Source organism: Pseudomonadales bacterium (assembly GCA_041395665.1).
Lineage (GTDB): Bacteria > Pseudomonadota > Gammaproteobacteria > Pseudomonadales > UBA7239 > UBA7239.
The window spans coordinates 1-25142 of sequence record JAWLAB010000011.1 but is presented as its reverse complement, the minus strand read 5'-3'; the positions used below and the strand labels follow the sequence as shown (position 1 = coordinate 25142).

The window sequence follows — 25142 nt, the reverse complement described above, 5'->3', positions numbered from 1 at the left end:
AATGCTCGACCTCAATCAATTCAAACAAGTGAATGACACACTAGGACACTGCGCAGGCGACGCACTCCTACAACAAGTAGCTGGCAGGCTGTGTAACTTGATTCGCGATACCGATACCGCTTGCCGCATCGGCGGTGATGAATTCGCCATCTTGCTACCGGAGATTATCAATACGCGTCAGCCCGCCATACTGGCCGAACGGCTCGCGGAGGCATTGAGCGAGCCAGTACAAACAGGGAATGGCAATGTGCTGGTCAGTGCCAGTATCGGCATTGCTATCTATCCTGACGATGGCGCAACCACTGAAATTTTGATGCACAACGCGGATCAAGCCATGTACCGCAGTAAGGCTCGTGAAACTTTCTCCAACACACAAATCAGCGCATTTAACGACCGGCAAAGCTGCAATACCCCTCACTGAAAGTGAGCCTTAGATTGTCTCGCCTCCGCCGCTCACCTATCATGACCGGCCTCGTTACTCCCTCTTTTTCTTACGCATTCCCACTGGAGATTTTGCGTCCATGAGCACGCCACAACACCACCGTTTAATCATCCTTGGCTCTGGCCCTGCTGGTTACACCGCTGCCATTTACGCCGCACGCGCCAACCTGAAGCCTGTGCTCATCACCGGTATGCAACAAGGCGGCCAGCTCACTACCACCACTGAAGTCGATAACTGGCCCGGTGATGTACACGGCTTGCAAGGCCCCGATTTGATGGTGCGCATGCAACAACACGCCGAGCGCTTCGCCACCGAGATTATGTTTGATCACATTCACGAATGCGATTTGCAACAGCGCCCTTTCAAATTAGTGGGCAACGAAACATACACTTGCGACGCGCTGATTATTGCCACCGGCGCATCCGCACAATATCTCGGCTTACCCTCCGAACAAGCGTTCATGGGACAAGGTGTTTCCGCTTGCGCAACTTGCGATGGTTTTTTCTATCGCGATCAAAAAGTTGCCGTTATTGGTGGCGGCAATACTGCAGTGGAAGAAGCGCTGTACCTTTCCAATATCGCCAGCCATGTCACTTTGATTCACCGACGCGATAGTTTGAAAGCAGAAAAAATTCTACAGCAACATCTGCTCGATAAAGCCGCGACCGGCAACATCACTATTTTGTGGAATCACACGCTGGACGAAGTCTTGGGCGACAACAAAGGCGTGAACGGCGTACGCGTGAAAAGCACACAAGATGGCAGCACAAAAAATATCGATCTCAGCGGTGTATTTATCGCAATTGGCCACAAACCTAACACCGATATTTTTGCAAACCAACTAGCGATGCAAGACGGCTATCTAAAAATACATGGCGGTTCTAACGGTAATGCAACGCAAACTAGCATTGAAGGCGTTTTTGCAGCAGGCGATGTTGCTGATCATATTTATCGTCAAGCCATTACTTCAGCAGGCTCTGGCTGTATGGCAGCACTGGATGCGGAAAAGTATTTGGATATGTTATCGAAATAGTTTTTTTGTTTTACAAAAGGTATTACAGCGCACCGAGGTCGAACACCTCGCCTGCGCTGTCGATAACCCAATGTGCTTGGCTATCACGAACTAACTCACGCCCCAACTCCACCATCTCATAGAACACAGGGCGATGAATGCGCGCCTCCATGCCATTGCGCACGAGAATATACGGACGCGGCTCCCCGCTGATCGCATCTGTATACACACGAAGCGGGTGTTCTGCGTCTAAACGCACCACATCATCCGTCAAGGTGCGAAAAAATAATGCAGGCGGCTGCCCAGCTAGATGCTCCTGCTGCATTTCCACAGCAATAAATGGCACATCTTCCACTTGAATGCGCATCTTCTCCACGGGTGACACCAGAAAGTAATCCTCACCCTCTTTTTTTAGAATGGATGACAGCAACTTCACTAGCGCATCGCGTTTAAAGATTCGCCCTTCGTGATACCAACTGCCGTTGCGTGCGATACGAATGTCAATATCACCACAATGCGTGGGATTCCATGACTCCACAGGCGGCAACTTTTTATCTTTCAATGTTCCTGCAAAAGATAAAAAGCTATCAACCGAATTTGTTGTCATGCTGAATCATTGCCCATCAAAGCAGCTTTCTGTACACATCACGGCGCGGGGCGCTTTTAGCACATTCAAAAAAATCAGATATGAAGTTAGCGAATGCCAAATGATCTCGATTGAAAGCATCCAGCTCCGCTTTTGTGTTCCAACTTTCAATCCAGACAATCTGATCCGGTGTACAGCAGGCTATATCGATCCCTTCATAGCCAGACATAGGCTGAAGAAACCGCTTCCATGTTTCGACAACACTTTTTAATTTTTCGAAATGATTTGCATCAGGAGTAATGCGCGTCAGCACGATGACTGGGCGGCCTGCCGCTTTGTCGTGCTGAGCAGACCCCGCATGATGGGCATGACTATCAACCATATAAAACCTCACCTATTAATAGCGTATAAAACTGTAACAACTAACATCCTTTTAACAAGGCATCTTCATTGTCAAGGCACTGCTGTAAATGCACCATCCTTTCTCTACTTGCCGTACGCAGCATTGCATCGCCGTAATAAGACTTAATACCCCACTTCCCCGCATCAGCAATCTTCTGGCGAAAAAGAGGAATATCTTCATCCTTAATTTTTTCAGCTGCACACATCGTAAACATACGGCGAGTGTGATCCCCACCAAAACAGGTGGCGTGCTTTACTCTGAAATCAAACACCAACACATCACCAGGTTCCGTGGGAATGATTTGCGCGGGAATCTCATCATCACGCAACCCCAAATCATCAAAGAGGCTATCGCCTTTATTTAAGAAAGACTGCAACTTATTTGAGAACTTATCACCAAAATGCTGGCTTCCGGGAAGCACTCTAAAACAACCAGTTTTTTCTGTAAGCGGCTCCAAATAGAACGCCAGCTTTACATTGCGATATTTCAGCAATGCTCCGTATGTATCCGAATGCCAGCAAGTACTGCATTGAAAAATATTGGCGTCACTACCGCGATAATTAAAATCATCACCCAACAACCCCTTATAAATACCAAGAATCCTTTCATCATCCAGCAAAGAACTCAGGTACTCATCACGGTCAATAAACTGTGCCATAAAGATACGACTTTCATTGCCGTGCGCTCTATGGTTCCAATCAATCGCATCGTTATTGTGTTGTGCCATTGTTCGGTCAAACGCATCAGAAATTAACTGAGCTTCCTTAGAAAAAAGCCCTTTCAAGACAAGATAACCAAATGTGTCAAAGAACTTCTTTTGCGCCTCGCTCAACTGAAACATGGATAGACTACCTTTGTACTGCAATCAATGATGGCAGTGGTGTAGCGAGAGAGTCCTCGGCCATATAACTTTTCCAATTAACCTCTTTATACAGGCCCGGATACTGTTGCTGATCTTTTTTCATGATAGCAATTCTATTTGCTATACGAGACTTGGGTGCCTCACCGTGTTCAACCTCAAACATCGCCTCACGCACAACATTAATGGGATCATAATTACACTTTAGACACGCAGAGTTTCCGTGAATGATACTTCGCATTTTTATTTCATCCATTTCCGAAACGCTAAAATCAAATACAGACCCAAGCGGAGTCACTTTTTCATAATCACTGCAACAAACATAGTACTGACCGTTCCAACCAACAAAAGGAAAAATAAATGCCAAACTGCACAGCGTTGAAACACCTTTCGCTGCCATCAACGCTTCTGCTTCTACACGGTATTTATCACTACGCAAAAAGTAGTGCCCTGTTTCACAGGCACCTCCTCGTGTAATTTGGCGATAGACATAAACACCTGTCACGCCCTGTGACTCCCAGTATTCCCGCATTGCAGGAATATGTTCACGATTGATATCGTGCTCCACAATACTGATCCATACCTCAGAGCGTCGTGAAGCTTCTCGCTGCTCATTTTGTGCCATAAAAGCTGCTACATGGTTACGCATGGTGGCGTAATCCAAGTTGTAGACTTCTTCGTAATCGTCTTCAAGATCACTGACACTAAAAGTGATGCGCGATATTCCACTATCCAATAACAAAGCAGAGCGCTCTGGTGTTAATAAAGCGCATTGGTTGTCATTGCAAACGGAATTTTTGCGCTGCGAGATAAGCAACATATTTTTCAAAATCGGGATGAATGAGTGATTCAGCCTGACCCGTGAGCATCACGGTTAATCCTTCTTCTTGCGCGCGCAGAACAGCTTGCTTAAACACGGCTTCGCTCATAAACCCCTGTTCAGGGGTTTTGTCGCGCGGACAGAAGTGACACAACGCGTTGCAGCGGTTGGTCAGCTCCACATCCAGCGCTAGTCGTTTGATATTCATTGCCAAGTACCGAGCGGCTTTGGGTTCAGCCTAGCACAAGCTCACGCCAAGGGGCGAATGCCCACCGCATTGCGCACGCGCCATAAATGGCTGCGCAATAGCCTCGCTTTTGCGCGCCCTTGCATTGTAACTCGGCCTCAACCTGTGCTGGATTAGCCAGTAACTGCTCGTAGCGCTCGCGCGCCTCAGCAATTTCCGCATCGATCAGGGCACACAGCCGCTTCTTGGCCTCACCCATGCAATGCCCGCTCAAACTCGCGGCGCATGTCTGGCCGTCCTGCTGCGGCGTAGCGAATGCGCGCCACACTTGAAACACCGTGGAGGTATCGGGATCTTTCGGCTGCCCCGGCTCCAACAAATTGGTCACAATTTTATTGATGCTTTGCAATTGTTTAGGCGGCAAAAACAAGGGGATGGTATTGCCATAGCTCTTGCTCATCTTGCGGCCATCCAAGCCCTGCAATACAGCCACTTGCTCATCCACAACCGCCTCAGGCAGGACAAACAACTCACCAAAATGATGATTAAAACGCTGCGCGATATCGCGTGCCATCTCAACATGCTGAATTTGATCTTTGCCCACCGGTACATGGGTCGCACCAAACATCAAAATATCCGCCGCCATCAACACGGGGTAACTGAACAAGCCCATGGTGATGCCTTTATCGAGGTCGAGGTCTTCTCCTTCCTCATTAGCCTGCACAGCCGCTTTGTAAGCATGCGCGCGATTCATCAAACCTTTAGCCGTCATACAAGAGAGCAGCCACGCGAGCTCGGTAATTTCTGGCACATCCGACTGGCGGTAGAAAGTCGCGTTGTCCGTATCCAAACCCAATGCCAACCAAGTAGCGGCAATCTCTAAAGTCGAGCGATGCACATGCTCTGGCTCATGGCATTTAATCAGCGCGTGGTAATCCGCCAGAAAATAAAATGCTCGACTACCCTGCTGCTGACTCGCACGAATCGCCGGACGAATCGCACCCACATAATTACCCAAATGCGGCGTGCCGGTGGTAGTGATACCCGTTAAAACAGTTTTCATAAAAAGATTTACCAAGAAAAAGTTTGTTCAACAATTTTTTCTGATGCTTGCCACAATTTTTCTGCAGCCACAGGATCAACCGCCCACGCATAATAACCGTGCTCCGCCACACCGACAGGCACTTCTTCTGCGATGGCGCAATCTTCCAAATACAAACCACCTTTACCATTCAATGATGGCGAAGTAGCGGCCCACACAGAAGTGGCCGCGCCTTGTGGAATGGTTTTCAGCACCAATTTGCCGCGACTAGTGCCTCCGGATTCTTTTTTCTCACCACCCAATGACTGGCTACTCATTAAGGCCTTGATGTCATCTTCAGTTAAATGACGACCGAGATCGGTAGGAATTACACCGGGGTGTACAGCAAACACGCTCACACCTTTTGTGCCTAAACGATTTTGCAAAGCCACTGTAAACAACGCATTCGCCGTTTTTGATTGGCCGTAGGCACCCCATTTGTTGTACCCACGTGTTTGCCAATGCACATCATCAAAATCAATCGCGCAATGTTTGTGACCACCAGAGCTTAAATTGACAACGCGCGCTTGTTTCGCTTCAAGCAACAAAGGCACCAGCAAATTGGTTAACAAAAAATGTCCGATATGATTGGTGCCAAATTGTGATTCGCAACCCGCTGGCGTGCGCGCAAAAGGCACAGCCATGATGCCGGCATTATTGATCAGCAAATCCAATTTATTGGTGAGTTGATTCACACGCTCAGCGCAAGCGCGCACACTGGCAAAATCGGTCAGCTCCAAGGGCACTGCATCAACAACCGCTTGCGGAAAATCTTTTTGCACTACAGCAAAAGCTTTCTCTAATTTCTCGCCAGGGCGCGCCGCCATAATGACGCGAGCGCCAGCACTCAACAGCGTGCGCACTGTTTCCAAACCCAAGCCACTGCTTGCGCCAGTGACCAGAGCAACTTTGCCCTGCAGATCAATACCTGCAATCACATCCGTCGTTGTTTTTTCTGCACCAGAAGGAGTGGTCATGGCAAACAGCCTTGCGCAATGAAAGAGCACGAAACTGTAGAGAAGATGGGAAGCAAGAGCAATCCCCGATGCCTGTTATTGCAGTTTTATCTGTCGTAACCACGCCTCGACAAAAGCGCGATCAACCACACCCATTTTGACTTGGCGCTGATGCGCTGCATCATAAAAATAAGTGCGCGGCACTTCGCCATACCAACGGCGATCCACCTCAAAGCGCAGTCGCTCAGGCATGGCATCGGCAAACACCCACTGATCCGCACTGCCCAGGCCATAGTCTTTCAATTGTTGCTCAATCTCTGGCGATTGCTCTGGTGTATCCGAGGCGAGCAGCACCACATTCATCGACGGATTTTTTTGCTTTAACTCACCCAACATTTTGAGTTCTTTAGGACAGTACGCACAGCTCAGCGACCACAGCACCAATACAAAAGGTTTGCCCTCATATTTCTGCTCTATTTGTTTCATGCTGCCGACAACAAAGGGCTGCACCGAGCCAGCATTAGCCGAGCAGCTAATCAGCAATAAAACCACCAATAAAAAGCGATACATTATTTTTTCACCGGCACAGCTTGCAGATCAAAGATACGCACACCTTGCGCGGCATCATTCCAAACCAACAGCGGCTCTTGCGCATTAACAATAAACATCGGCAAATCAGCATTGCCTTGTGCTTGCGCCACGGCGCGCGCTGATGACCACTGCTGGCCTTGATCGTTTGAAGATACCACCATCAACTGATATTGCTGACCATCAAACTCGCGCCACGCTACATATACATTTTTATCTTGAGCAAACACAGTGGGATAACTGGCTTGCGCATCGACATTGCCAAACGCGTGCGGGATTGTCATATGCTCGCCATCTAAACGCCGATAAAACAATCCTGCCTTCTCTGGGTTGCCGGTAAACCACACAAGATGCAGCTTGCTCTGCGCACCCACCGCAATGTCGCCGCCGTGATGTGGGCAAGCATTGATCTGCCAATTGTCTTGGCTGGCGCGCACTATCGATGTGTACGCATTTAATCGCGCAAAAGCAAAATCACGCACGCCGCCGTCAAATAAATGTCGCCAGAATACTACGGGCGTTCCATCTTTTTCTGTTGTGATACCAAGACGACAGCATTCACAAGTGTGATCAGCCAATTTTTTATTACCAGAAAAACTGGCACCACCATCATTTGAACTGGCGTAATAAATTGCACTACCTTCGTAAGACCTACCCGCTTGTCTCACTTTTGATTTGTCGCGCCCATCAATCCACGCCAATGTTATTTTTCCCTGCGCATTCATCGTCATTGTAGGAAAGCTGTGCCCTACCGTTTCATCCACATCATTGATCGTGATCGGCGCAGAAAAAGTTTTTCCACCGTCTGTTGAGCGAGCAAAACGAATATTGCTAGCAAAAGTCTTCGGTAACGCCTGTGACCACGCCACAGCAATCACACCATTACGCACAATAATTTGTGGACGATTTTGTCCTTCCGCGAGAATAGATTCTTTCTCCACATTCACTTTTACCGCATTCGAAAAATGTGCACCGCGATCATTCGAGTGACTCACCCAAATAAATCCCTCACGCATTTGCGCCAGCCACAACACGCCTTTTTCATCAGCAGCAACAGACACGGCCATACCCACCGGCTTAGTGCGCATATCTGTCCACATTTTTTCCATATTGTGCACTTGATGCCCTACTTTTTCTGCTGAAGCACTAACACTGACCAGAAACGAGGAGGCAAATAAAAGCACGGTTGCTGCTATTTTTTTAAACATCGCCTACATCCTAAAATCGATACCAACAAATACTGAGCGACCATCACCAGGCAAATACTGTGCCTGATCTATACCGTTGGCATTATCAATAACACCAGTCGTTGCTGCATATTTCTGATTCGTCAAATTCTTGCCTTCAACAAACCATGAAATACCGCGCTCGTTTTTCACACCCAACTTAAAGCCTAGCAGCGCATAAGGATCCGCATACACGGTATTGGCGTGATCCACATAATATTTTTCAGGCGACCACTCCACATTGGGGCCAGCATAAAAACCTTTCTTACCCTGATACAACAATTCTGCCTTATAAAAATGTCGTGGGATACCAGCAATACGATTATCACCAAACACTGCATCATCATCAAAATAAAAATCGTTGAACAAATACACTTGGTTCAACGCGAAATGATTACCCAGAGACAAATTCAAACCTGCCTCTATACCTTGGTGTACAGTTTTATCAGCATTGGTCGTACCCAGCGGTGCGCCAGTGGCCGGATCAATTCGCGCCAGCAATTCTTTGCGCACATTGGCGCGATACAGTGCAACATCCCACTGCGCAATACCCAGCTCGCCGCGACTGCCAACCTCAAAAGTGGTGGCGTGTTGTGCGTCCGCAAACACGGGAGAAACAGCAGTGCCTGTGGCTAACTCAGAAAAGCTTGGCGGCTCAAAACTATTACTCATATTGCTAAAAAATTGGATGTCTGGCGTTGCGTCATAAATCATCCCCAGCTTGGGAGATACACGCTGATAACTTTTTTCACGCGTCAAATCTGTTCCACTCGCCTTCAATAAATCATCTTGATTGCGCGTAGTGTGCGTAGCTTGCACGCCAGCTACCAAAGCCAACTCTGGCAACAGATAAAAATGATTTTCGCCATACAGAGAATAAGTGCTGACCTCTTGATCAAAATCTGCAGTGCGCTTTCTTGCATGGCCATTTTGATTGACGAAGCGATCATCGTCCATCTCGCCAAAATGCGATTCCATACCGACGATAAAACGATTGCGATGACCCGCCAGCGGTGACTCGTTGACATAACGCACATTTACGCCGTAGTCATCCGAACGCTGCTCAAGCACTTGATAAATCGGATGCCACAATTCTTTTTGCGAATAGTAGGTTGAAAATTCTATCTGCCCGTTATCCAGTGTTTTGACGGTTCGATTGGCAATACGCGCCAACTCAAAATCGCGTTTTTGTCGCCCAGAAAAACTAAATTTATTGGCTTGCTTGGGATTATCTTCTAATTGCTCTTTCGTCAAATTTCCTGGCAACTGCGAATCGGTATTGACATACGATGCGTAAAAACGCGTTTCCAAATCAGGCGCGATGCGAAACCCAATATTGCTGAACAAACGCGCGTTCTTTTGTTGTGACCAATCACGAAAACCATCTTGCTGATACGCGGATAAACTCGTGAAGTAATCGACATCACCATTCACGCCGCCACTCGCCGCCATCACGCGACTGTAATCAAAACTACCTGTTTCCACGCGCAGGCGAAAACGATCTGCGTCGTAGCCAGTGGGCATCACATAATTGATCGCACCGCCCAAAGTATCTGAACCGTATTCCAGCGCGCTGGCGCCGCGAAAAACCTCAATATAGCGCGCAGCCAGCGGCTCAATCGCCTGAAAATCGCCACCGCCATCCGCCACATTGAGCGGAATACCGTCTTGCATCAATTTGATGCCACGCATGTGAAAAGTGCGCTGAATGCCGGAGCCGCGAATCGATAGGCGCGATTCCTCTGCACCAAAACGCGGCTGCACAAACACGCCTGGAGAATAGCCCAGCGCATCCTGCACGGTAGAAGCGCGCCCTGTACTGTAGCTCTCGCTATCCACCACATTGGCGCCGCCCGGGATTTCGTGTGCTTTGTTTTTTGCATCCACCAAACCACCCACCGTGATGGGCAAGTTTTCCTCTGAAGCGGTGACTTCAACTGTTTCGAGTTCAACGACGGTACTATCTTGAGTATTGGCTTGAACATTGGCCTGCATCAAGCCAAGCACTCCAAACCACATCGCACCCCACACTACTTTGCGTGCTCGCTTTGATTGCATTTTCACGACACCCTTTTAAGAGCAATTTTGAAGATGCATACAATATGCATCTTTTTGACGCGCAACAATGCTACATGATGTCGCAGGACAGGAGTGAGAAAGGAATACAAGGGAGGAGAAAATGGCGACCTGGAAGGGACTTGAACCCTCGACCTCCGCCGTGACAGGGCGGCATTCTAACCGACTGAACTACCAGGCCATTTTCTTAAAACCGAAACTAGAACACCAAAATATTGGTGGGTGGTACAGGGTTCGAACCTGTGACCCTCGCCTTGTAAGGGCGATGCTCTCCCAGCTGAGCTAACCACCCGTTTCGGGAGGGCGCATTCTAACGGATTGCCCTGCCCTGTCAAACAGATTCTATTTATTTCTCTTATTTTTCCGCTTTTAACGACGGCAATTGACGCACCACTGATTGCCCTAGCACCTCATATCCTTTGCGACTGAAATGATTCCAATCGCGTGGACCATGAACTGTTTCATCCTGAGCAGCCGCCCGAATATCACTTGTCGTATTCACAAAAGGCACACCCTGCTCTTTTGCCACGCGAGCAATTTCTTTTTCAATCCACTGATGGCGTTGCTCTAATTCAGCCACCTTAAATTGAGTGCTGTTATCGCTAAAGAAATTTTGTGCATCCACATTATCGCCAACCAATTGATACGACGACAGTACCGATGGGACAAACACAACCGCAAATTGCGTATCAGGAAAATGTGCACGACTCCATGCCAATGATTTTGCAAAGGTGCCGACTGTTTGCACCAACTGCTCTTGTGATAAATCCATCGAAGGCCCCTGCAAATTATTGGGCAAAGGCACTGTTTTTCCGCCAATTAATGCATGGTTGATTGGCTGATCCACTTTGCGAGGTACCCATCTCGATTGCGGGATATAAATCAAACCCAGCTCATTAGGGTATTTCCCCCTGTAAAATTTCTTTCCTAGCATTGTTTCAGCGAATATGCGGCGTGCAAACCGGTAGAAAAACAACTGCTTCTGCCATGTGACAGCATTGGCCGCCAAATAAAGGCGCTGGCGGCCTAGCGCGACATCCTGAATATACTGGTCAAACACTTGGGGATTTTCATAATCTACCGCTGTATGGTTTGTCAGAAAAGTTTGCTCGTAATACATCCAGTTTTCTGTCAAATCATTGCCTTCGTAAAAATAAATCAATAGCCACGCTGGTGATGGAAAATTTTTATCAACCGCGCTGTGCAAATATCTCAGCCCGCTGATGGGGTTACTGATAGCACCACGAATACTGCCCGAGCCTGGCTGACCAAAAGTGATGACATCACGCGCCGTCATATCTTGGATTGTGTGAGCACTACCAAAACGAGGCTCGCGCGCATTGGGTATAGGCTCGTACATGGCATCCCCCATTCCCATCGCGTAAGAGTCACCCGCCAGAGCAATGTAGTTTTTTGGGAGATAGCTACGCTTTGAGCTTTGGAATAACGGCCACACACCGTCAAACTCATCAAACTTGGTTGCCATATTCATCGGAAAAATTTTCGTAAATACGCGAGGGAATGCCCATTCCATCGCGCCATACACCAATAGGGATACCGCTAAAAATAAGATTGTATTGATGAATACGGAATAGATTTTTTTCTGCATAGCAAAAGCCTGCGATATAAGCCTTGGGAGTATCGCAAAACACTCCCAGCCTCGCTACTATTCACAGATACCACAGCTCGCTAATTGCATGAATCCCAAGCTCTCCATCATCGTTGTCGTCTACCGCATGTCACGCCAAGCGATGAACACGCTGTACAGCTTGTCTGCGCAGTACCAACGCAATGTCTGTGAAGCTGATTACGAAGTATTGGTGATGGAAAACCTGTCTGATGATTCACTGCATGCTGAATCTGTCACCGCCCTAGGAAATAATTTCCGCTATTTTCCTCGACAGGAAACATCTGTCTCGCCCGTGTACGCGATCAACGAAGGCTTTCATCACGCCCAAGCACCATTCATTGGTTTGATCATTGATGGTGCACGCATCGTCACACCTCGAATCGTGGAATACGCACTCGCCGTTGCACGCACATCTGCCAATCCTTTAGTAGCTGCTCCGACTTTTAATCTCGGTCCTTTTCTGCATTATCAAAACATCGACAATCAATACGATGAAGAAACAGAAAAACAGCTATTGGCACAAACACAATGGCAAAAAAACGGTTATCGACTGTTTGATATTTGCAACTTAGGCGAAGCCAATCCGCGCGGTATCTTTCAACCATTCATGGAAAGCAACTGCTACTTCACTTCAAAAAACAATTTTGCTGCGATTGGTTATGCCGATACACAATTTCAATACGCAGGCGGCGGCTCACTCAACTTACATATGTTCCGCTCCATCGGCATGCTAGAGCAATGCAAACATTATTGGATGATGGTCGGCGAAGGCTCTTTTCATCAGTTGCATGGTGGTGTGACCACCTCGCAACAAGATACGCAGAACCGAGATCAAGCACTCAAGCAATTTCGAGAGCAGCTGGAAACCCTTTGGGGAGGGCGATTCCCCGCTCTGGAACGCGAACCACTGCTCATTGGCTCTGCCAATAGCCATGCGCAAAATTTTCTGCATTACAGCAGTGTGCGCGGGCAAATTCGCTACAACCGCCTGCATGAAAAAAGCCGCGTATTTTGCCAAGATGATTGGAATAGAACAGCGTTCTATTACCAAAGAGACTCCGAAGACATTACCAAGTTTGATCCACGATGATTCAAAAAAACAGCAAACCTAAAATCTCTTTTATTGTCGTGGCCTACAACATGCCGCGACAAGCGATGAATACGCTATACAGTTTGTCGGCAAGCTATCAACGCAACATCCATGAAGACGACTACGAAGTGATCGTTGTTGAAAACGCATCAAAAAACAATCTCGCCGAACAAGAAGTTTACGCGCTAGGAAAAAACTTTCGCTATTTTCTGCGCCAAGAAAGCAGTCAATCGCCAGTGGGCGCAATCAATTTTGGATTAAGCCAAGCAACAAGCAGCCATATTTGCCTGATGGTCGACGGCGCACGCATGCTTACGCCACGCGTGGTCGAATACGCACTGATGGGCATGCGCGCCAATCACGAAGCGTTGATTGCAGTGCCCGGCTACAGCTTGGGCTGGCAAGATCAACATCACAATCTCGATGCGCAGTACGACGAAAAAACAGAAATGGCACTGCTGGAAGCAACGCACTGGCAACACAATGGCTATCGCTTATTTGATATCGCCACCATCAGCGGCGCTAATCCCAACGGCTTTATGAACCCGCTGATGGAGTGCAACTGTGTTATCGCTGCCAAACAGCATTTTGATGCCATCGGCGGCGCCAATCCTGATTTTCAACTGCCGGGCGGCGGCTCCATCAATCTACACATGTTTCGTCAGTTGGGCTTACACCAAGCCAATGCTCACTATTTTGTGATGGCAGGTGAAGGATCCTTTCATCAATTTCATGGTGGCATTACCACTGCACAATGGCAGGATTTATCCGAGGTACTGGAAAGCCATCGCAAACAACTGCATAGTTACTGGGGCGATGGATTTCACTCACTGCGTCGCGAGCCAATGTTGTTAGGCGCGATTGGCAGTCACGCACAACGCTTTCTAAAATTTTCCAGCCAAAAATCCAAAAAAAGACTGGGGCGTTTAGAGCGACATGGGCAGCAACCGTGGCCCGATGACAGAAAAACCAACATACCAGCAATGGATTATTGACCCATAACACGTTAGGAAAATTATGCAGCCATTTCTTCCACCTTCATTGCGAAACTTTTCCGCTGATTACATGGCGTTTAGTACATGGGTTGATCATTTGCCTTTTGGTTACGACCTCGTTGCCGCGCTGCGCCCACAAATGGTTGTTGAATTAGGCACGCAAAATGGCACATCGTTTTTCTGTCTGTGCCAATCCATGGCTGAAAACAACATTGACGGCCTCTGCTACGCCGTTGACACATGGGCGGGAGATGAACACACCGGCGCGTACGACAATGCCACTTTTGAAGCCGTACAAAAACACGCGCGCAACCGTTATGCCTCCATCGCGTATTTAATGCGCATGCTGTTTAACGATGCGCTGACACATTTCAGTGATGAATCTATCGATCTATTACACATTGATGGCTTACACACTTACGAAGCTGTCTCTGAGGATTTCTGCAACTGGTATCCCAAAGTAAAACCGGGTGGCGTGATTATTTTTCACGACATTCAAGCACGCATGATGGATTTTGGCGCTTGGAAATTCTGGGAAGAAATCGCACCACAGTACAACACCTTCACCTTCAAACAAGGGTTTGGACTGGGTGTGCTACGCAAAGCAGGCGGCACAGCACCAGAAAATGATCTCCTAAAAATGTTATTCAGTAACGACCAAGCGACTCACGAACAATTACGCGCCTTTTATGCACACGCTGCTAAGTTTCATGAATACAAACGCAAAATTACACGCCAAGAACGCCTGCAACAGCAGAAGAAATTACAGCAAGAAGAAGCCACTAAAAATAACCCCACTGCTTCATCCACAGGAACATAAGTCGTCATGGCTTTTGACCACCAAGCACACGGCATGGCACAGCCACTGATCCATATTGGCTTCCCCAAAGCGATGTCCTCATGGCTGCAAAAATTTTTGTTCAAACCCGAACAGGGGTTTATCAATATTCTTGATTCTCTGCGCACGACAATCAGCGTCATCGACCCCAGCCCTTTTGTATTTGACGAAAGCGCATGTCACACATTTATCGATGAAACGCTGCGCACTACACCGAATCATCAAGCACTTGTTCCTGTGTGCAGCGCCGAGGCACTGATTGGCAATTACTACTGCGGCGGCTTCAATGCCAAACAAAATGCAGATCGCTTAAAAATTTTATTCCCGCAAGCAAAAATTCTTTTTATTGTGCGCGAACAACGCAGCTTGATGCGCTCACTTTACAAAACCATGGTGTTATGGGGTATGCCGCACAGCATCAAACGCCTGCTCAATCCTAAAGATACTTCGCTTGTCCCACAATTCAATACTGATTTTTTTTGTTTTGATTTAGCCACTGCCTACTATCAAGAGCTGTATGGCAAAGACAATGTTCTCGTCCTTCCTTATGAAGCTTTTGCTGAAAACCCGCAGGCATTCGTGACACAAATCTTGACTCACGCAAACTGCGCGCCAACACCAAATTTCAACAAGCTACCGTGGAAAAAACAGCTCAACAAAAATCAACCACTTATCAATATTTACTGGCAGCGCATCAAGAACTGCCTGCTATCCACGCCTTTTAACTACATAGGACCGCTTGCATCAACGGAAGAACGCACTCAGCAAAGCATCAAAAACAGCAAGCAGAACCCTTTCCCCAACTTTACACAAACATGGTTTGAAGATGACTTCCATCAAACCGTCGCCTCTGCATTTAAGGGAAAATTCTCGGCAAGCAATGCACGCCTACAAGCACTGACGGGGCTGCAACTGGAGAAGCACGGCTACGAAATTGTAGAAAAATCGGCAGAGATCAAGTGACTTAACGCTATGTCAGCAGAAGACTCTCACAAAGCTCTCTTTAGCTACGGACATATGCGCGCTCATTACACAGGGCGAGGCATTGATGCGAATAATAGTTTGTTGATCGAACAATTTATTCGCCCAGAAAATCTAACTAACTTGAGAGAGGCTTTGCTGCAAGATCAAGCAATATTTTCCGAGTGCCCTAATACATATTTACAAAGCCATCTTTCTCCTATCAGCAGGCAATGTTTATGGGAGCTGCAGAGCGGCATCATGATTAGGCTCTTGGAGAACATTACGCTGCTCGACAACCTTCTACCCGACACTCATTGTCGATATAGCTTTCTCTCGCTAAAAAATAGCAAACCTTATCAAAGCTCAAATAAAAACGATGCAGCAGCCACACCAACACTGGTACTTCATATTGATTTAGATTCAGGCGGAGCAAAATTGATCATCAATACCAGACAATTCCCCCTACAAGAGAATGTTTTGCAATTTTGCTATTGGCAACATCAACCTAAGAAAAAATGAGCGACCCTGTGATGGCCGGTATTACACCTTTACTTGATTACAACAAGCTTCAACAAATCGCCGACGAACAGGCAAAGGCTTATCAGCAAGCGCATCCTTTTTCGCACATTGCCATTGATGACTTCATTAACACCGAAACTGTTGCACAGTTTCTCAAACACTTTCCCGAATTGAGAGAAAAACCCACGCAAGCCATGCTGGAATCTGGAAAATTCCCCCAGCCTAATAAACTCTGGCTATCGAATCAAGCGGGCGTTCACTCGATCATTCGCCATTTATATTGGGAGCTCAACTCTGCGCCTTTTATTGCATTTCTTGAACAACTCACCGGTATTACTAGCCTCATCCCCGATCCACATTTTGCAGGTGGCGGCGTGCATGAAACACTGCGTGATGGCTTGTTAATGATTCATGCAGACTTCAACAAGCACCCACATTTTGATTTAGATCGCCGTTTAAATATTCTGATTTATCTCAACGAAGATTGGCAGGATGACTGGGGCGGGCATTTGGAATTATGGGAGCGCGATATGAGTCGCTGCGTCAAAAAAATTTCACCGATTGCTGGGCGTTGTGTTATTTTTTCCACACAGCGTGATAGCTTTCACGGCCACCCTCATCCGCTCACTTGTCCACCAGGGCAGTCTCGCAAATCGATTGCGCAGTACTACTACACGATGGGGCGACCGGAGAATGAAGACTCAAGCCCCCATAAAACGCTTTGGCAAGATATTAGCGAGGCACCTGCTCGTTAACGACATCGTGTATCGGTCGATGACTGAACCATCGCTTTACTTTACGCTGCCAAGCAAAAGGCACAAAGCGTAATGCATGACGCACACCAGTTTTTTCACGCAGGTGAATCAAAGCCAATAACATTTTTTCGCGTGTATCTAGGTTAAGCGCGCGATTGGGTGACTGAGGCTGATAGCACCAATGAGAAAGTTGCTTCAATGAGGGCAATGCTCCAGCCACCGCTACGGCAGCGTCCTTCTCCACTGGCACGATGTAATCCCTGCTGTATAAAAAATTACTTTCTTCTATAGCAGGCTGACACCACTCACAAGTTGCTTCTATATTATTTTGGTTGGCAATCAGCAGCTCTCTAATTTGCAAAAGTGTGTCGTTCCATTCAATCGGCGTTGTGCGCCACGGCTTGATAAAACTTAAAGGGCGCCCTTCTAGGCGCTCAGGAAAAGAGCCCAAATCCGTTGATAAAATCGGTAAGCCGCTACGCAGTGCCGCACTCAGGGTATAGCAATAAGTTTCATGCCACTGTGCAGGAAACCAAATTACATGCGGTTTCAAACCTTCAATCAATTGATCGAGAGTTTTATCGTCATAAGCACCGTGCTGTACAACTTCAGGAGCAAGAGGTTTATAGGCATACCCCACTAAATGGTATTGCAAACGATCAAGCGCATCGCGGTAAGTGGCTGTTCTTTCTAAAACATCCGCCCCTTTTTCCCGACTCATCGCGCCGATCACTAAAACTTTGAGTTGATCATTGGCAGCAATCACGGGCATTGCAGGATGAGGGTACGGCTGTGACTGTTCCCACTCTGGGTGAAAGACCACATCAATAGATAACTCTGGAAAATACTCCAAATACACATCTTTGCAGCGCTGCGAAGGTGAAATAATTCTGCTAGCACGAGATAACAACTGAGAAAATTTTTCTCTCCATTCATTGATGCACATTTGATGCGGTAAAGGATAACTCTCCGCACAAAGTTGATCGCGCGATTCAGCCTCCTCAGCAAATACGCCATGGCAATCGGTTAATGTAGGGTTAGCGCTCGCAAAGTAGTAATCGTGAAGTGTGACATCAAACGGAACAGCAAGGTCATTAATCAGTTCAAGAATGTCATCAGCAACACCCATAACATGGTGCAAATGAATTCGCTCAACAGACAATGATTGCAGAGTACTTAATAAGTGCTCGTATTCATCATTTAAATTAAAAAACAACTGCCAGCAATAATCCCCGCTGTGACAGCTCAACTCAACCACCGCGCCTTCTACTGGCTTGAGCACCAAACACTCAACACCTTCCGCCACATGGTCGGCAAGTTCTTGCAAATGTTTGATAACACCGCCACCCAAACCATGCGCAATAAATAGATATTTGGGCTTTCCTGATTGCCGCAGTAATTTCAACTGCGCCATCACTCGAAAAGGTCGCTCTGGATCTTTCTTCAAATGCTCATGCACGAGTCGATGATAATCCGGATATTTTTTATCCAGAATTGTCATGGCGTTTTGAACGCGCTCAGCCTTTTCAGATGAAAAGCTCACGCCTCCATCATGAAAAACAAATACATTCGTGCAAGTAACATTGCGCCAACCTAAAGCTGCCGCACGACGACAAAAGTCGTTCTCTTCACCATATCCGCGACCAAATGCCTTTTCGTCGAACATACCAACATCATTTAATGCTTCACGACGGATATACATACAGAAGCCAACACCCGTTGGCACATCCACCAAGCTAGCGGGTAATTCAGAAAATACAGCATCAACTTCCGCAACTGATTTACCAGAAAACAATGCATTCGGCTGGCAGTACCGAGGAAAGCTACAAATTTCAGCATTGTTTGAAAATGGCGTGATTGTCGCTACTGTTGGATTTTTTGCTGCGTGATCAGCCATTCTATCCAGCCAATCATTAGCAACTTCCGTATCGCTGTTCAGCAGGATAACATCACGATCGACATGCAAGCTCATGCCTAAGTTGACCGTTCCAACAAACCCTTTGTTAATCGTATTGACATGCAGCTCTATCAGGCCTGTAGCCGACAACCCCTGCAAGTAGCTTTTAATTTCTGTATTGGGAGAACAGTCTTCTATAACAAGAACATTAAAACTCGTCGAATTTTTATTATCCAATACTGACTGAATGCATCTTTTTGTTTCATCAAAGCCATCATAGACGGGAATAATTATATCAATCACCTCTCACCCCTCCTTTTGATTTATACCGATCAACCATACGAACGATTTTAGACGACAACAAACTGTCTAAACGCTCTTGAGCAGCAGTCAAATCATCCGCCAACAAAAAGAACTCTTCATTTTTAGACGATACTTTGCGCTCTAAATCGTCAACCACTTCCAACGCTGACAAATAGTTCTCTCTTTGAGAAACAAACAAGCTGTCGAGATCAAATATTCTCTCTTCTGCTGCCAATATTTTTTTCTTATCATCAGCTAGCTCTTTGCTTTTTTGCTCCAACAACAGCTCTAGCTGCTTAATTTTTTGACGCAAGATATCCAGCGCTCGACTAGCAGCAGTTAACTCTGTCGTTTTTTCATCTATTTCAGTAATTTTTTTAGATAGCTCACTATCTTTCAGTGAGAGAGCATTCTCAAGATCATGCACGCGTTTACGCAACGCAGTATAACCAGATAGAGAGAACTCGAGGTTAAATATCCTACCTTCACACTCAGAAATATAGGCTGCATTTTCTTGCAGTCCACCATGAAGGTTCGACATATCGGCACTTAATCTTGCGATAGCGTCATCTTTCTCTTTTACTACATTAAGCGCATAGGTATGCATATCGCCAATGGCATTAATATTTGCCCTAAGCCCAGAAATATTGTTATTCGATTCATTCAACGCATAAACAAAGTCATTATTTTTAAAAACAAAACTTTCAAACCCTTGGCTGAAGTAAATAATACTATCTGCGCCGTTCAACACAGACCCATGCGAAAAAGCCGTGTACGCATCTTTTGCCAAGTTATACACATAGCCATTATCAGGGAAATCAGTATCGAAATTCCGTCTTAAACTGTGATCAACTGTTTCAGACCACTTTGTTTCACTCATATAATCGGCAGAAAGAAAATCTGACAACGCCACACCCTGCGAGTGGTCAGCCAACAATCCTTCGTAAGTTAAGTACAGTATTTCACCTTTTTCTTGTCGATCAAACACTGAGAAAAAGTAGTGCATCCATAATAAATGTCCTGAAAACAGCGAAAAACCATCTCTTTCTCGCAAAGAGCTTGCCACTGTTGCAGGATGCCTATTTATATAGATTGTTTTCGTTTCGTAATCGCTCCCCTTGATAGCATCGAGCCACACCGGCAATAAAATACACAGCCGGGGGTCTTTGATAACCAAACCGCCGTGAAGTTTTATTTCTTTAGCAATAAATTCTCTGATCTCATACGAAATTTCCTGCAAGACATCTGGAGATACCGCTTTCAAAAAATGCCCGACAGGACACACATGAAACCATTTCAATCGCGCCGCGGCCAATAATCGCTCATTTATATCAACGACTTCTTTAGATTCCCAAAAACCTCTACCGTTGATCGCTCCAATCTTATCTAAAGATGAACCAGGAACGACATAACCTAAATTACTCACTAACTCAGCAGTTACCGATGTTCCGCTCCTGTGCATACCAAGAACAAAAACAATTTTTCCGCTGGCGCTCATTATTTATTTGTATCCATACTGCGAAAAAAATGGCTCACACAACTGCTTGACATAATGCACCTCTGTATCAGAAAGATTTTTCTTATATTTATCCTTTTCTTTATGAGTGCTAATTTTTGAATAGTCCATTAGATCAGGGTCTTCATTTACAAATTGAAATATTTTTGACACTTCTGGCTTAGGGTTAGCCACCAACTCTTCATATTTGATTTCCAAAAACCGACTTGCAGCTCCAGGCATTTTTTTATATTCATTAATCATAATCATGGACTCCGTCCAATAATTAATTCCGCCCTTCAAGTCATGCTTAGCCATCACTCGCCCTTCTTTCAAGCTCGAAACGACATTAAGGGGGTTTCTGTAAATATGTAAAAATTTTGCTGTCGGATACATATATCCCAACAATAAAATTCCATAAATATTTTGCGGGGTTTTATCAAACCATCGCCCATCGATATTATTTTTAGCTTGGAGAAAGTGTTTTCCATAAAAATCAGAAATGTCTTTTCTGTTTTTAGCCATCTGCCTTGACGACTCAAAATTAAAATCACTTACACCATCCAGATCCCTATGATTTTTAAACAGCTTTACACCGACATAGTTGCGTTCATATCTCGGGCTGGCATAAGGATCTGCCCAACGAAAAAAATGCGTCTCCTCCGGCGACTCTAATCTTGGGTGCGCCCTAAGAATATCGCGCAACAAAGTGGTCCCTGACCTAACACAACCCAATATAAAAAAAGGCGTGTTGTCCGAACCATACGCTACCTGTAACCCACTGCCACTCATACCAATCTCCAACTGTTCAAAGCCTTTATTTAACTGGGCGATTATGCCTCACTCCGCTCTAAGCGGCAGCATACGCTTCCAGTACTTTTTCTGTTTTATCGACCATCACTACTTTGCCTGCATCCAACCAAAGGCAGCGCTCACAATGCTCCCTTAACATCGACTCACTATGCCTAATCAAAACAAAAGACCGCTAGTCTGCATACGGCCTTATAATCGCTCTGCTCTTCTTTCTGAAACTGGCGTCACCAACACTAAAGGCTTCATCAATTAGCAGAATATCTGGGTCGGCTTGGCATGCCACAGAAAACCCCAACCTAGCCCTCATGCCCGAGGAATAAGTATTCAATGGCTTATCAATGAACTCATCCAACTCTGCAAAGGCTACAACTTGATCCATATTTTTCTCTATATCCTTGCGGTGCATGCCCAACAATAACGAGCTAAGTATTGCATTTTCTCTGCCTGTCAGCTCTTGAATAAAACCAACCTGCAGGGATAACAACTGAATTTTCTGAGCATTTGAAACAATCTTACCTGTATCGGCGTTCACAACACCCGCAACAACTTGCATCAGGGTGCTTTTACCAGACCCATTTTTTCCGATTACACCTAAGACCTCTCCACGCATAATTTGAAAACTAACATTATCTAGAATTAGTTTTTCTTTGCGTCGCAAAATACTACGCGCGTTGTACGAGAAACTTACTCCTTCGACACTTAATGCTACCTTGTCCATCTACTTAACAATCCTAGGGTAGTATCTATCGAAATAAGCAAGAAGAAATACTCCTACCCCCCCAAAGGCAGCGGCAGAAAATAAAATTCTCGAAACTGCCACTTCATTGAGTATCTGGTCGTGTAAAAGCAAATCTCTATATGCTTCAATCATCTGCACGGTTGGCACCCACAACAACCATGATCTAACAGGTTCTGCCAAATCTGAGATATCAAAAATACGCCTGACAAAAAGAAGAGCATTGTCATTCCATATTGAATGGCATATTTCAAATCAGGTACCAATCGGAACGATCGCTGCTGCGGCAAGAGACATACCAAGCACCAGTAAAAACTGCACCGCAACCAATAAAGGTAAAAATATCCAAGAGCCTGTTGGATAGAAACCCAGTGCCAGCAAGGAAACAACCAGCAGAAAAAGGACGATAAAAAATTTGTAAGTATTCGCAACAACAATGTATGCCGGCAATAGCCATTTAGGGAAATACACCTGCCTCATTAAACCCACGCTAGATAAGATAACGCCTGATGCAGTCCTTACTGTACTGTCTAACCACTTCCAAGGAATTAACCCACACAAAAGGTAGAAAACAAAGTCGACACCTCCTTTTTAGACCCATACCAAACACAACATAAAATACCGCCATATACAACAACAGCTCCAAAACCCACCAAAACATACCGAGATACAGACCCGATGCGCCGCGTCGCAACTCAGCCAGCGCGCGGTACTCAACTAGCTCAAAGCACTGTCGCAACTTCATTCAAATATCCAGACAGCCACACAGCTACCAATAGCTTCATTTTAAAAAATCTCCTGAAATAAAGGCACTAACAGCCTATTACCAAAACGACTCAGGTGATCATCGTCGAAATAAACAGGGAAGCCATCCTTATCTCCGTAACAAGCTTGCTCATCGCAGAGATAGGGAAGTGGATCCAATACAACAACTCCGCATTCTTGCTGTGCCTGCTTCATAACAGACAGAATAAAGTCGTGTCTCGCAGCATATTCAGTACGCGTTATCCCCACACGCTTCTCAATACCACGCATTTTGGTACGCGCCATTGCCTGAGGCACATTAATCTTTAATTCTGGGATGGGTTTTAACCAATACAATTTTCGATTCTTTGCCACTTCACACAGTGTATCGAGAGAGTGCTGACGAAATTGCTCTAAAAACTCCGGCGCGGGGTAATCAAAAGGTTTATCAAAAAATATAGGGGGCTTCACTTTACCCGTACCAACCACCCCTTCATTGGCTCCCATTGCATATAGTGATGACCGCTCTATCAAGACCACCGGCACGTTAGGGGAAACAGCTTTTAATTTCTCGAGTGCTCCCGCCCAGAACACATCACAATTCTGATCAATTTTAGCGGTGGCTCCGCGAATAAAAGGACACGCAGCTCTTGATAGTAACAAGACTTTTCCTGTTGCATTGGGCAACGCGGCATGCACACCTCCTGCAATTGCAGCTGCATGGCTATCACCTAAAACAACAGCTTTTACTTCACCTTGACCGTATTCGCAAAATGATGGGCCTTTCGCCTTATCATCTCCAAAAATGCAATTCAAATTTCCTCTATCTATATTATTTTTCTCGGCAGCTATTTTGACTACTTGTTGATCAACTCTCTTTGGTACACCGCCGTAATGGATAACAATAGCGGCCAGAGTACAAACCAATAACCCCGCAGCAACAATAAGTATTGGCAGCCTCCAAATATTCAACTTAGCCTTAGCTCTAAAGGGCATCTCGACGAATTTATAGGAAAGCTCTGCCAAAAAGAATGAAGTCAACACGCCTACAAATACGTACAAATTATTCGAAAGCAGCTGGAAGTAATCTAATAAAACTACAACTGGCCAATGCCATAAGTAAATTGAATAAGAGCGCTCACCAGCCCAAACAACGATAGCGTTATTAATAAAAGAGCTATTGTTACGTTCACTTAAAATAAATCCTGCTGCACCTAACACTGGTATTAACGCTAAATACCCCGGCCACGCACTGTCTTTTGTGATAAAAAAAACAGGAACAGATATACAAACTAAAGATAGTAGATATAAAGCATTACGATAAATGATTGGAACTCGACGAATATAGTCAGATAAGAAAAAGGCTACGCCACCAGCAAGCATTTCCCAGTATCGATACTTAATAAGGTAAAAGGCCTTTGTAGGCGCGCTATATGTTTTGTTAATGCAGACAATCAATGAATACAAGAGAAGTATCACAACAACTAGGAGCAACCACCTCCTACTTTTTTTAACTAGCCATGCTCCAGAAAGAACTAAAGGTAGCAACAAATAAAACTGCCACTCCACAGACAACGACCATGTATGAAGCAGCCATTTTTCATGTGAAAGAGAGTCAAAATAGCCCGATTCCTTCCTGTAGGTTTCATTTGATACAAATAAAAGAGAATCTTTTACATGTTTAGCCAGCGTTGCATAGTCATCTGGCGCCAGCAAAAACCAACCTAGAAACAGAAGAACAAGGCAAAGCACTATCAGTGCTGGAATAATGCGTTTAACACGGGCAAAATAAAAAGTGAAGATCGAGAATTTCTGCGTCTCAAGACCTGAAACAATAATTCCAGTCATTAAAAAGCCAGAGATAACGAAAAAAATATCAACGCCTAAAAAGCCACCAGAAAAACCTAAAGCACCAAAGTGATACAAAACAACCGATATAACCGCCCATGCACGAAGAGCATTAATATCTTGGCGAAATTTACGCTGAGAAGCTTCAACCGAGGGGCTATTGATACTCATGTTTTCCTTAAAAAATGTCTAAGCAATAATCCAAGAAATAATACGCATAACTTGCAGAATTTTACTCAGTACAGCGTTTATTTTCCCGCACTTATCGAAGATTTTCTTA

At 45.7% G+C, this 25142-nt stretch carries 24 protein-coding genes, 2 tRNA genes and 1 pseudogene; 8 read left to right on the top strand and 19 right to left on the bottom strand.

Annotated features, from left to right (window positions below; translation table 11 throughout):
* Positions 1-421, top strand: a 421-nt coding sequence (locus tag R3E63_10840) for a GGDEF domain-containing protein (GenBank protein MEZ5540414.1), incomplete at its 5' end; no start/stop codon positions are given.
* Between the two features lie 100 nt (positions 422-521).
* A complete protein-coding gene (gene trxB, locus R3E63_10835; protein ID MEZ5540413.1) occupies positions 522-1475 on the top strand; it encodes a thioredoxin-disulfide reductase in 954 nt (317 codons plus the stop codon).
* 22 nt (positions 1476-1497) lie between these two features.
* On the opposite strand, the gene R3E63_10830 is transcribed toward trxB, so the two are convergent.
* From R3E63_10830 to R3E63_10770, 13 genes and pseudogenes are all read right to left on the bottom strand, one after another.
* Positions 1498-2061, bottom strand: coding sequence for a DUF1285 domain-containing protein (locus tag R3E63_10830; GenBank protein ID MEZ5540412.1), 564 nt, complete (start codon positions 2059-2061; stop codon positions 1498-1500).
* 16 nt (positions 2062-2077) lie between these two features.
* Positions 2078-2422: a hypothetical protein gene (locus R3E63_10825; GenBank protein ID MEZ5540411.1), complete on the bottom strand. Its 345-nt coding sequence runs from the start codon at positions 2420-2422 to the stop codon at positions 2078-2080.
* 40 nt (positions 2423-2462) lie between these two features.
* Complete coding sequence (locus R3E63_10820; protein ID MEZ5540410.1) at positions 2463-3284, bottom strand: phytanoyl-CoA dioxygenase family protein; 822 nt, start codon at positions 3282-3284, stop codon at positions 2463-2465.
* A gap of 7 nt (positions 3285-3291) precedes the next feature.
* On the bottom strand, positions 3292-4044 hold the full coding sequence (locus tag R3E63_10815) for an SPASM domain-containing protein (GenBank protein MEZ5540409.1): 753 nt from the start codon (positions 4042-4044) through the stop codon (positions 3292-3294).
* Between the two features lie 37 nt (positions 4045-4081).
* Positions 4082-4330 carry a radical SAM protein gene (locus tag R3E63_10810; GenBank protein ID MEZ5540408.1) on the bottom strand — a complete coding sequence of 83 codons (249 nt, stop codon included), beginning with the start codon at positions 4328-4330 and terminating at the stop codon, positions 4082-4084.
* An 81-nt stretch (positions 4331-4411) separates the two neighbouring features.
* A pseudogene (trpS, locus tag R3E63_10805) lies at positions 4412-5372 on the bottom strand (tryptophan--tRNA ligase).
* A gap of 8 nt (positions 5373-5380) precedes the next feature.
* On the bottom strand, positions 5381-6367 hold the full coding sequence (locus R3E63_10800) for an SDR family NAD(P)-dependent oxidoreductase (protein MEZ5540407.1): 987 nt from the start codon (positions 6365-6367) through the stop codon (positions 5381-5383).
* A gap of 75 nt (positions 6368-6442) precedes the next feature.
* Positions 6443-6916 carry a TlpA disulfide reductase family protein gene (locus R3E63_10795; GenBank protein ID MEZ5540406.1) on the bottom strand — a complete coding sequence of 158 codons (474 nt, stop codon included), beginning with the start codon at positions 6914-6916 and terminating at the stop codon, positions 6443-6445.
* Positions 6916-8142 (bottom strand): sialidase family protein, encoded by a 1227-nt coding sequence (locus tag R3E63_10790; protein ID MEZ5540405.1) that lies wholly within the window; start codon positions 8140-8142, stop codon positions 6916-6918. The genes R3E63_10795 and R3E63_10790 overlap by 1 nt, the downstream gene beginning before the upstream one ends.
* A 3-nt stretch (positions 8143-8145) precedes the next feature.
* Complete coding sequence (locus R3E63_10785; GenBank protein ID MEZ5540404.1) at positions 8146-10218, bottom strand: TonB-dependent receptor; 2073 nt, start codon at positions 10216-10218, stop codon at positions 8146-8148.
* 122 nt (positions 10219-10340) lie between these two features.
* Positions 10341-10417: transfer RNA gene (locus R3E63_10780), tRNA-Asp, on the bottom strand.
* Between the two features lie 35 nt (positions 10418-10452).
* Positions 10453-10528, bottom strand: a tRNA-Val gene (locus R3E63_10775).
* 63 nt (positions 10529-10591) lie between these two features.
* Positions 10592-11845: an SGNH/GDSL hydrolase family protein gene (locus tag R3E63_10770; protein ID MEZ5540403.1), complete on the bottom strand. Its 1254-nt coding sequence runs from the start codon at positions 11843-11845 to the stop codon at positions 10592-10594.
* An 88-nt stretch (positions 11846-11933) separates the two neighbouring features.
* On the opposite strand from R3E63_10770, the gene R3E63_10765 reads away from it, so the two are divergent.
* From R3E63_10765 to R3E63_10740, 6 genes are read left to right on the top strand one after another with little or no spacing between them, the layout of a single operon-like run.
* Positions 11934-12956, top strand: coding sequence for a glycosyltransferase (locus R3E63_10765; GenBank protein MEZ5540402.1), 1023 nt, complete (start codon positions 11934-11936; stop codon positions 12954-12956).
* Positions 12953-13951: a glycosyltransferase gene (locus R3E63_10760; GenBank protein MEZ5540401.1), complete on the top strand. Its 999-nt coding sequence runs from the start codon at positions 12953-12955 to the stop codon at positions 13949-13951. Before R3E63_10765 ends, R3E63_10760 begins: the two co-directional genes overlap by 4 nt.
* A 22-nt stretch (positions 13952-13973) precedes the next feature.
* The gene (locus tag R3E63_10755; GenBank protein MEZ5540400.1) at positions 13974-14771 is read left to right on the top strand and encodes a class I SAM-dependent methyltransferase; all 798 of its coding nucleotides are present in this window, start codon (positions 13974-13976) and stop codon (positions 14769-14771) included.
* Positions 14772-14777: 6 nt separating this feature from the next.
* Complete coding sequence (locus R3E63_10750; protein MEZ5540399.1) at positions 14778-15752, top strand: sulfotransferase; 975 nt, start codon at positions 14778-14780, stop codon at positions 15750-15752.
* Positions 15753-15761: 9 nt separating this feature from the next.
* Entirely contained in the window at positions 15762-16271 is a 510-nt protein-coding gene (locus tag R3E63_10745) for a hypothetical protein (GenBank protein MEZ5540398.1), read from the top strand.
* The gene (locus tag R3E63_10740; GenBank protein MEZ5540397.1) at positions 16268-17026 is read left to right on the top strand and encodes a 2OG-Fe(II) oxygenase; all 759 of its coding nucleotides are present in this window, start codon (positions 16268-16270) and stop codon (positions 17024-17026) included. Before R3E63_10745 ends, R3E63_10740 begins: the two co-directional genes overlap by 4 nt.
* On the opposite strand, the gene R3E63_10735 is transcribed toward R3E63_10740, so the two are convergent.
* The 6 genes from R3E63_10735 to R3E63_10710 all read right to left on the bottom strand — a co-directional run bounded on the left by R3E63_10735 (position 17004) and on the right by R3E63_10710 (position 25033).
* The gene (locus R3E63_10735) at positions 17004-19226 is read right to left on the bottom strand and encodes a glycosyltransferase (protein MEZ5540396.1); all 2223 of its coding nucleotides are present in this window, start codon (positions 19224-19226) and stop codon (positions 17004-17006) included. The two genes, R3E63_10740 and R3E63_10735, sit on opposite strands and share 23 nt — an antisense overlap.
* A complete protein-coding gene (locus tag R3E63_10730) occupies positions 19219-20724 on the bottom strand; it encodes a hypothetical protein (GenBank protein ID MEZ5540395.1) in 1506 nt (501 codons plus the stop codon). The genes R3E63_10735 and R3E63_10730 overlap by 8 nt, the downstream gene beginning before the upstream one ends.
* A gap of 3 nt (positions 20725-20727) precedes the next feature.
* Positions 20728-21513, bottom strand: coding sequence for a sulfotransferase (locus tag R3E63_10725; protein MEZ5540394.1), 786 nt, complete (start codon positions 21511-21513; stop codon positions 20728-20730).
* Positions 21514-21706: 193 nt separating this feature from the next.
* A complete protein-coding gene (locus tag R3E63_10720; GenBank protein MEZ5540393.1) occupies positions 21707-22252 on the bottom strand; it encodes an ATP-binding cassette domain-containing protein in 546 nt (181 codons plus the stop codon).
* A 273-nt stretch (positions 22253-22525) separates the two neighbouring features.
* Positions 22526-22741, bottom strand: coding sequence for a hypothetical protein (locus tag R3E63_10715; GenBank protein ID MEZ5540392.1), 216 nt, complete (start codon positions 22739-22741; stop codon positions 22526-22528).
* A gap of 315 nt (positions 22742-23056) precedes the next feature.
* A complete protein-coding gene (locus tag R3E63_10710; protein MEZ5540391.1) occupies positions 23057-25033 on the bottom strand; it encodes an acyltransferase family protein in 1977 nt (658 codons plus the stop codon).
* Positions 25034-25142: the final 109 nt, after the last annotated feature.

Excerpts from the sequence above, each read along its gene's own strand:
- R3E63_10785 (MEZ5540404.1), bottom strand. The coding sequence starts at position 10,218 with ATGCAATCAAAGCGAGCACGCAAAGTAGTGTGGGGTGCGATGTGGTTT.
- R3E63_10740 (MEZ5540397.1), top strand. The coding sequence starts at position 16,268 with ATGAGCGACCCTGTGATGGCCGGTATTACACCTTTACTTGATTACAAC.
- R3E63_10730 (MEZ5540395.1), bottom strand. The coding sequence starts at position 20,724 with ATGAGCGCCAGCGGAAAAATTGTTTTTGTTCTTGGTATGCACAGGAGC.
- R3E63_10755 (MEZ5540400.1), top strand. The coding sequence starts at position 13,974 with ATGCAGCCATTTCTTCCACCTTCATTGCGAAACTTTTCCGCTGATTAC.
- R3E63_10800 (MEZ5540407.1), bottom strand. The coding sequence starts at position 6,367 with ATGACCACTCCTTCTGGTGCAGAAAAAACAACGACGGATGTGATTGCA.
- R3E63_10810 (MEZ5540408.1), bottom strand. The coding sequence starts at position 4,330 with ATGAATATCAAACGACTAGCGCTGGATGTGGAGCTGACCAACCGCTGC.
- R3E63_10820 (MEZ5540410.1), bottom strand. The coding sequence starts at position 3,284 with ATGTTTCAGTTGAGCGAGGCGCAAAAGAAGTTCTTTGACACATTTGGT.
- R3E63_10770 (MEZ5540403.1), bottom strand. The coding sequence starts at position 11,845 with ATGCAGAAAAAAATCTATTCCGTATTCATCAATACAATCTTATTTTTA.
- R3E63_10760 (MEZ5540401.1), top strand. The coding sequence starts at position 12,953 with ATGATTCAAAAAAACAGCAAACCTAAAATCTCTTTTATTGTCGTGGCC.
- R3E63_10750 (MEZ5540399.1), top strand. The coding sequence starts at position 14,778 with ATGGCTTTTGACCACCAAGCACACGGCATGGCACAGCCACTGATCCAT.
- R3E63_10790 (MEZ5540405.1), bottom strand. The coding sequence starts at position 8,142 with ATGTTTAAAAAAATAGCAGCAACCGTGCTTTTATTTGCCTCCTCGTTT.
- trxB (MEZ5540413.1), top strand. The coding sequence starts at position 522 with ATGAGCACGCCACAACACCACCGTTTAATCATCCTTGGCTCTGGCCCT.
- R3E63_10710 (MEZ5540391.1), bottom strand. The coding sequence starts at position 25,033 with ATGAGTATCAATAGCCCCTCGGTTGAAGCTTCTCAGCGTAAATTTCGC.
- R3E63_10765 (MEZ5540402.1), top strand. The coding sequence starts at position 11,934 with ATGAATCCCAAGCTCTCCATCATCGTTGTCGTCTACCGCATGTCACGC.
- R3E63_10795 (MEZ5540406.1), bottom strand. The coding sequence starts at position 6,916 with ATGTATCGCTTTTTATTGGTGGTTTTATTGCTGATTAGCTGCTCGGCT.
- R3E63_10720 (MEZ5540393.1), bottom strand. The coding sequence starts at position 22,252 with ATGGACAAGGTAGCATTAAGTGTCGAAGGAGTAAGTTTCTCGTACAAC.
- R3E63_10830 (MEZ5540412.1), bottom strand. The coding sequence starts at position 2,061 with ATGACAACAAATTCGGTTGATAGCTTTTTATCTTTTGCAGGAACATTG.
- R3E63_10745 (MEZ5540398.1), top strand. The coding sequence starts at position 15,762 with ATGTCAGCAGAAGACTCTCACAAAGCTCTCTTTAGCTACGGACATATG.
- R3E63_10825 (MEZ5540411.1), bottom strand. The coding sequence starts at position 2,422 with ATGGTTGATAGTCATGCCCATCATGCGGGGTCTGCTCAGCACGACAAA.
- R3E63_10725 (MEZ5540394.1), bottom strand. The coding sequence starts at position 21,513 with ATGAGTGGCAGTGGGTTACAGGTAGCGTATGGTTCGGACAACACGCCT.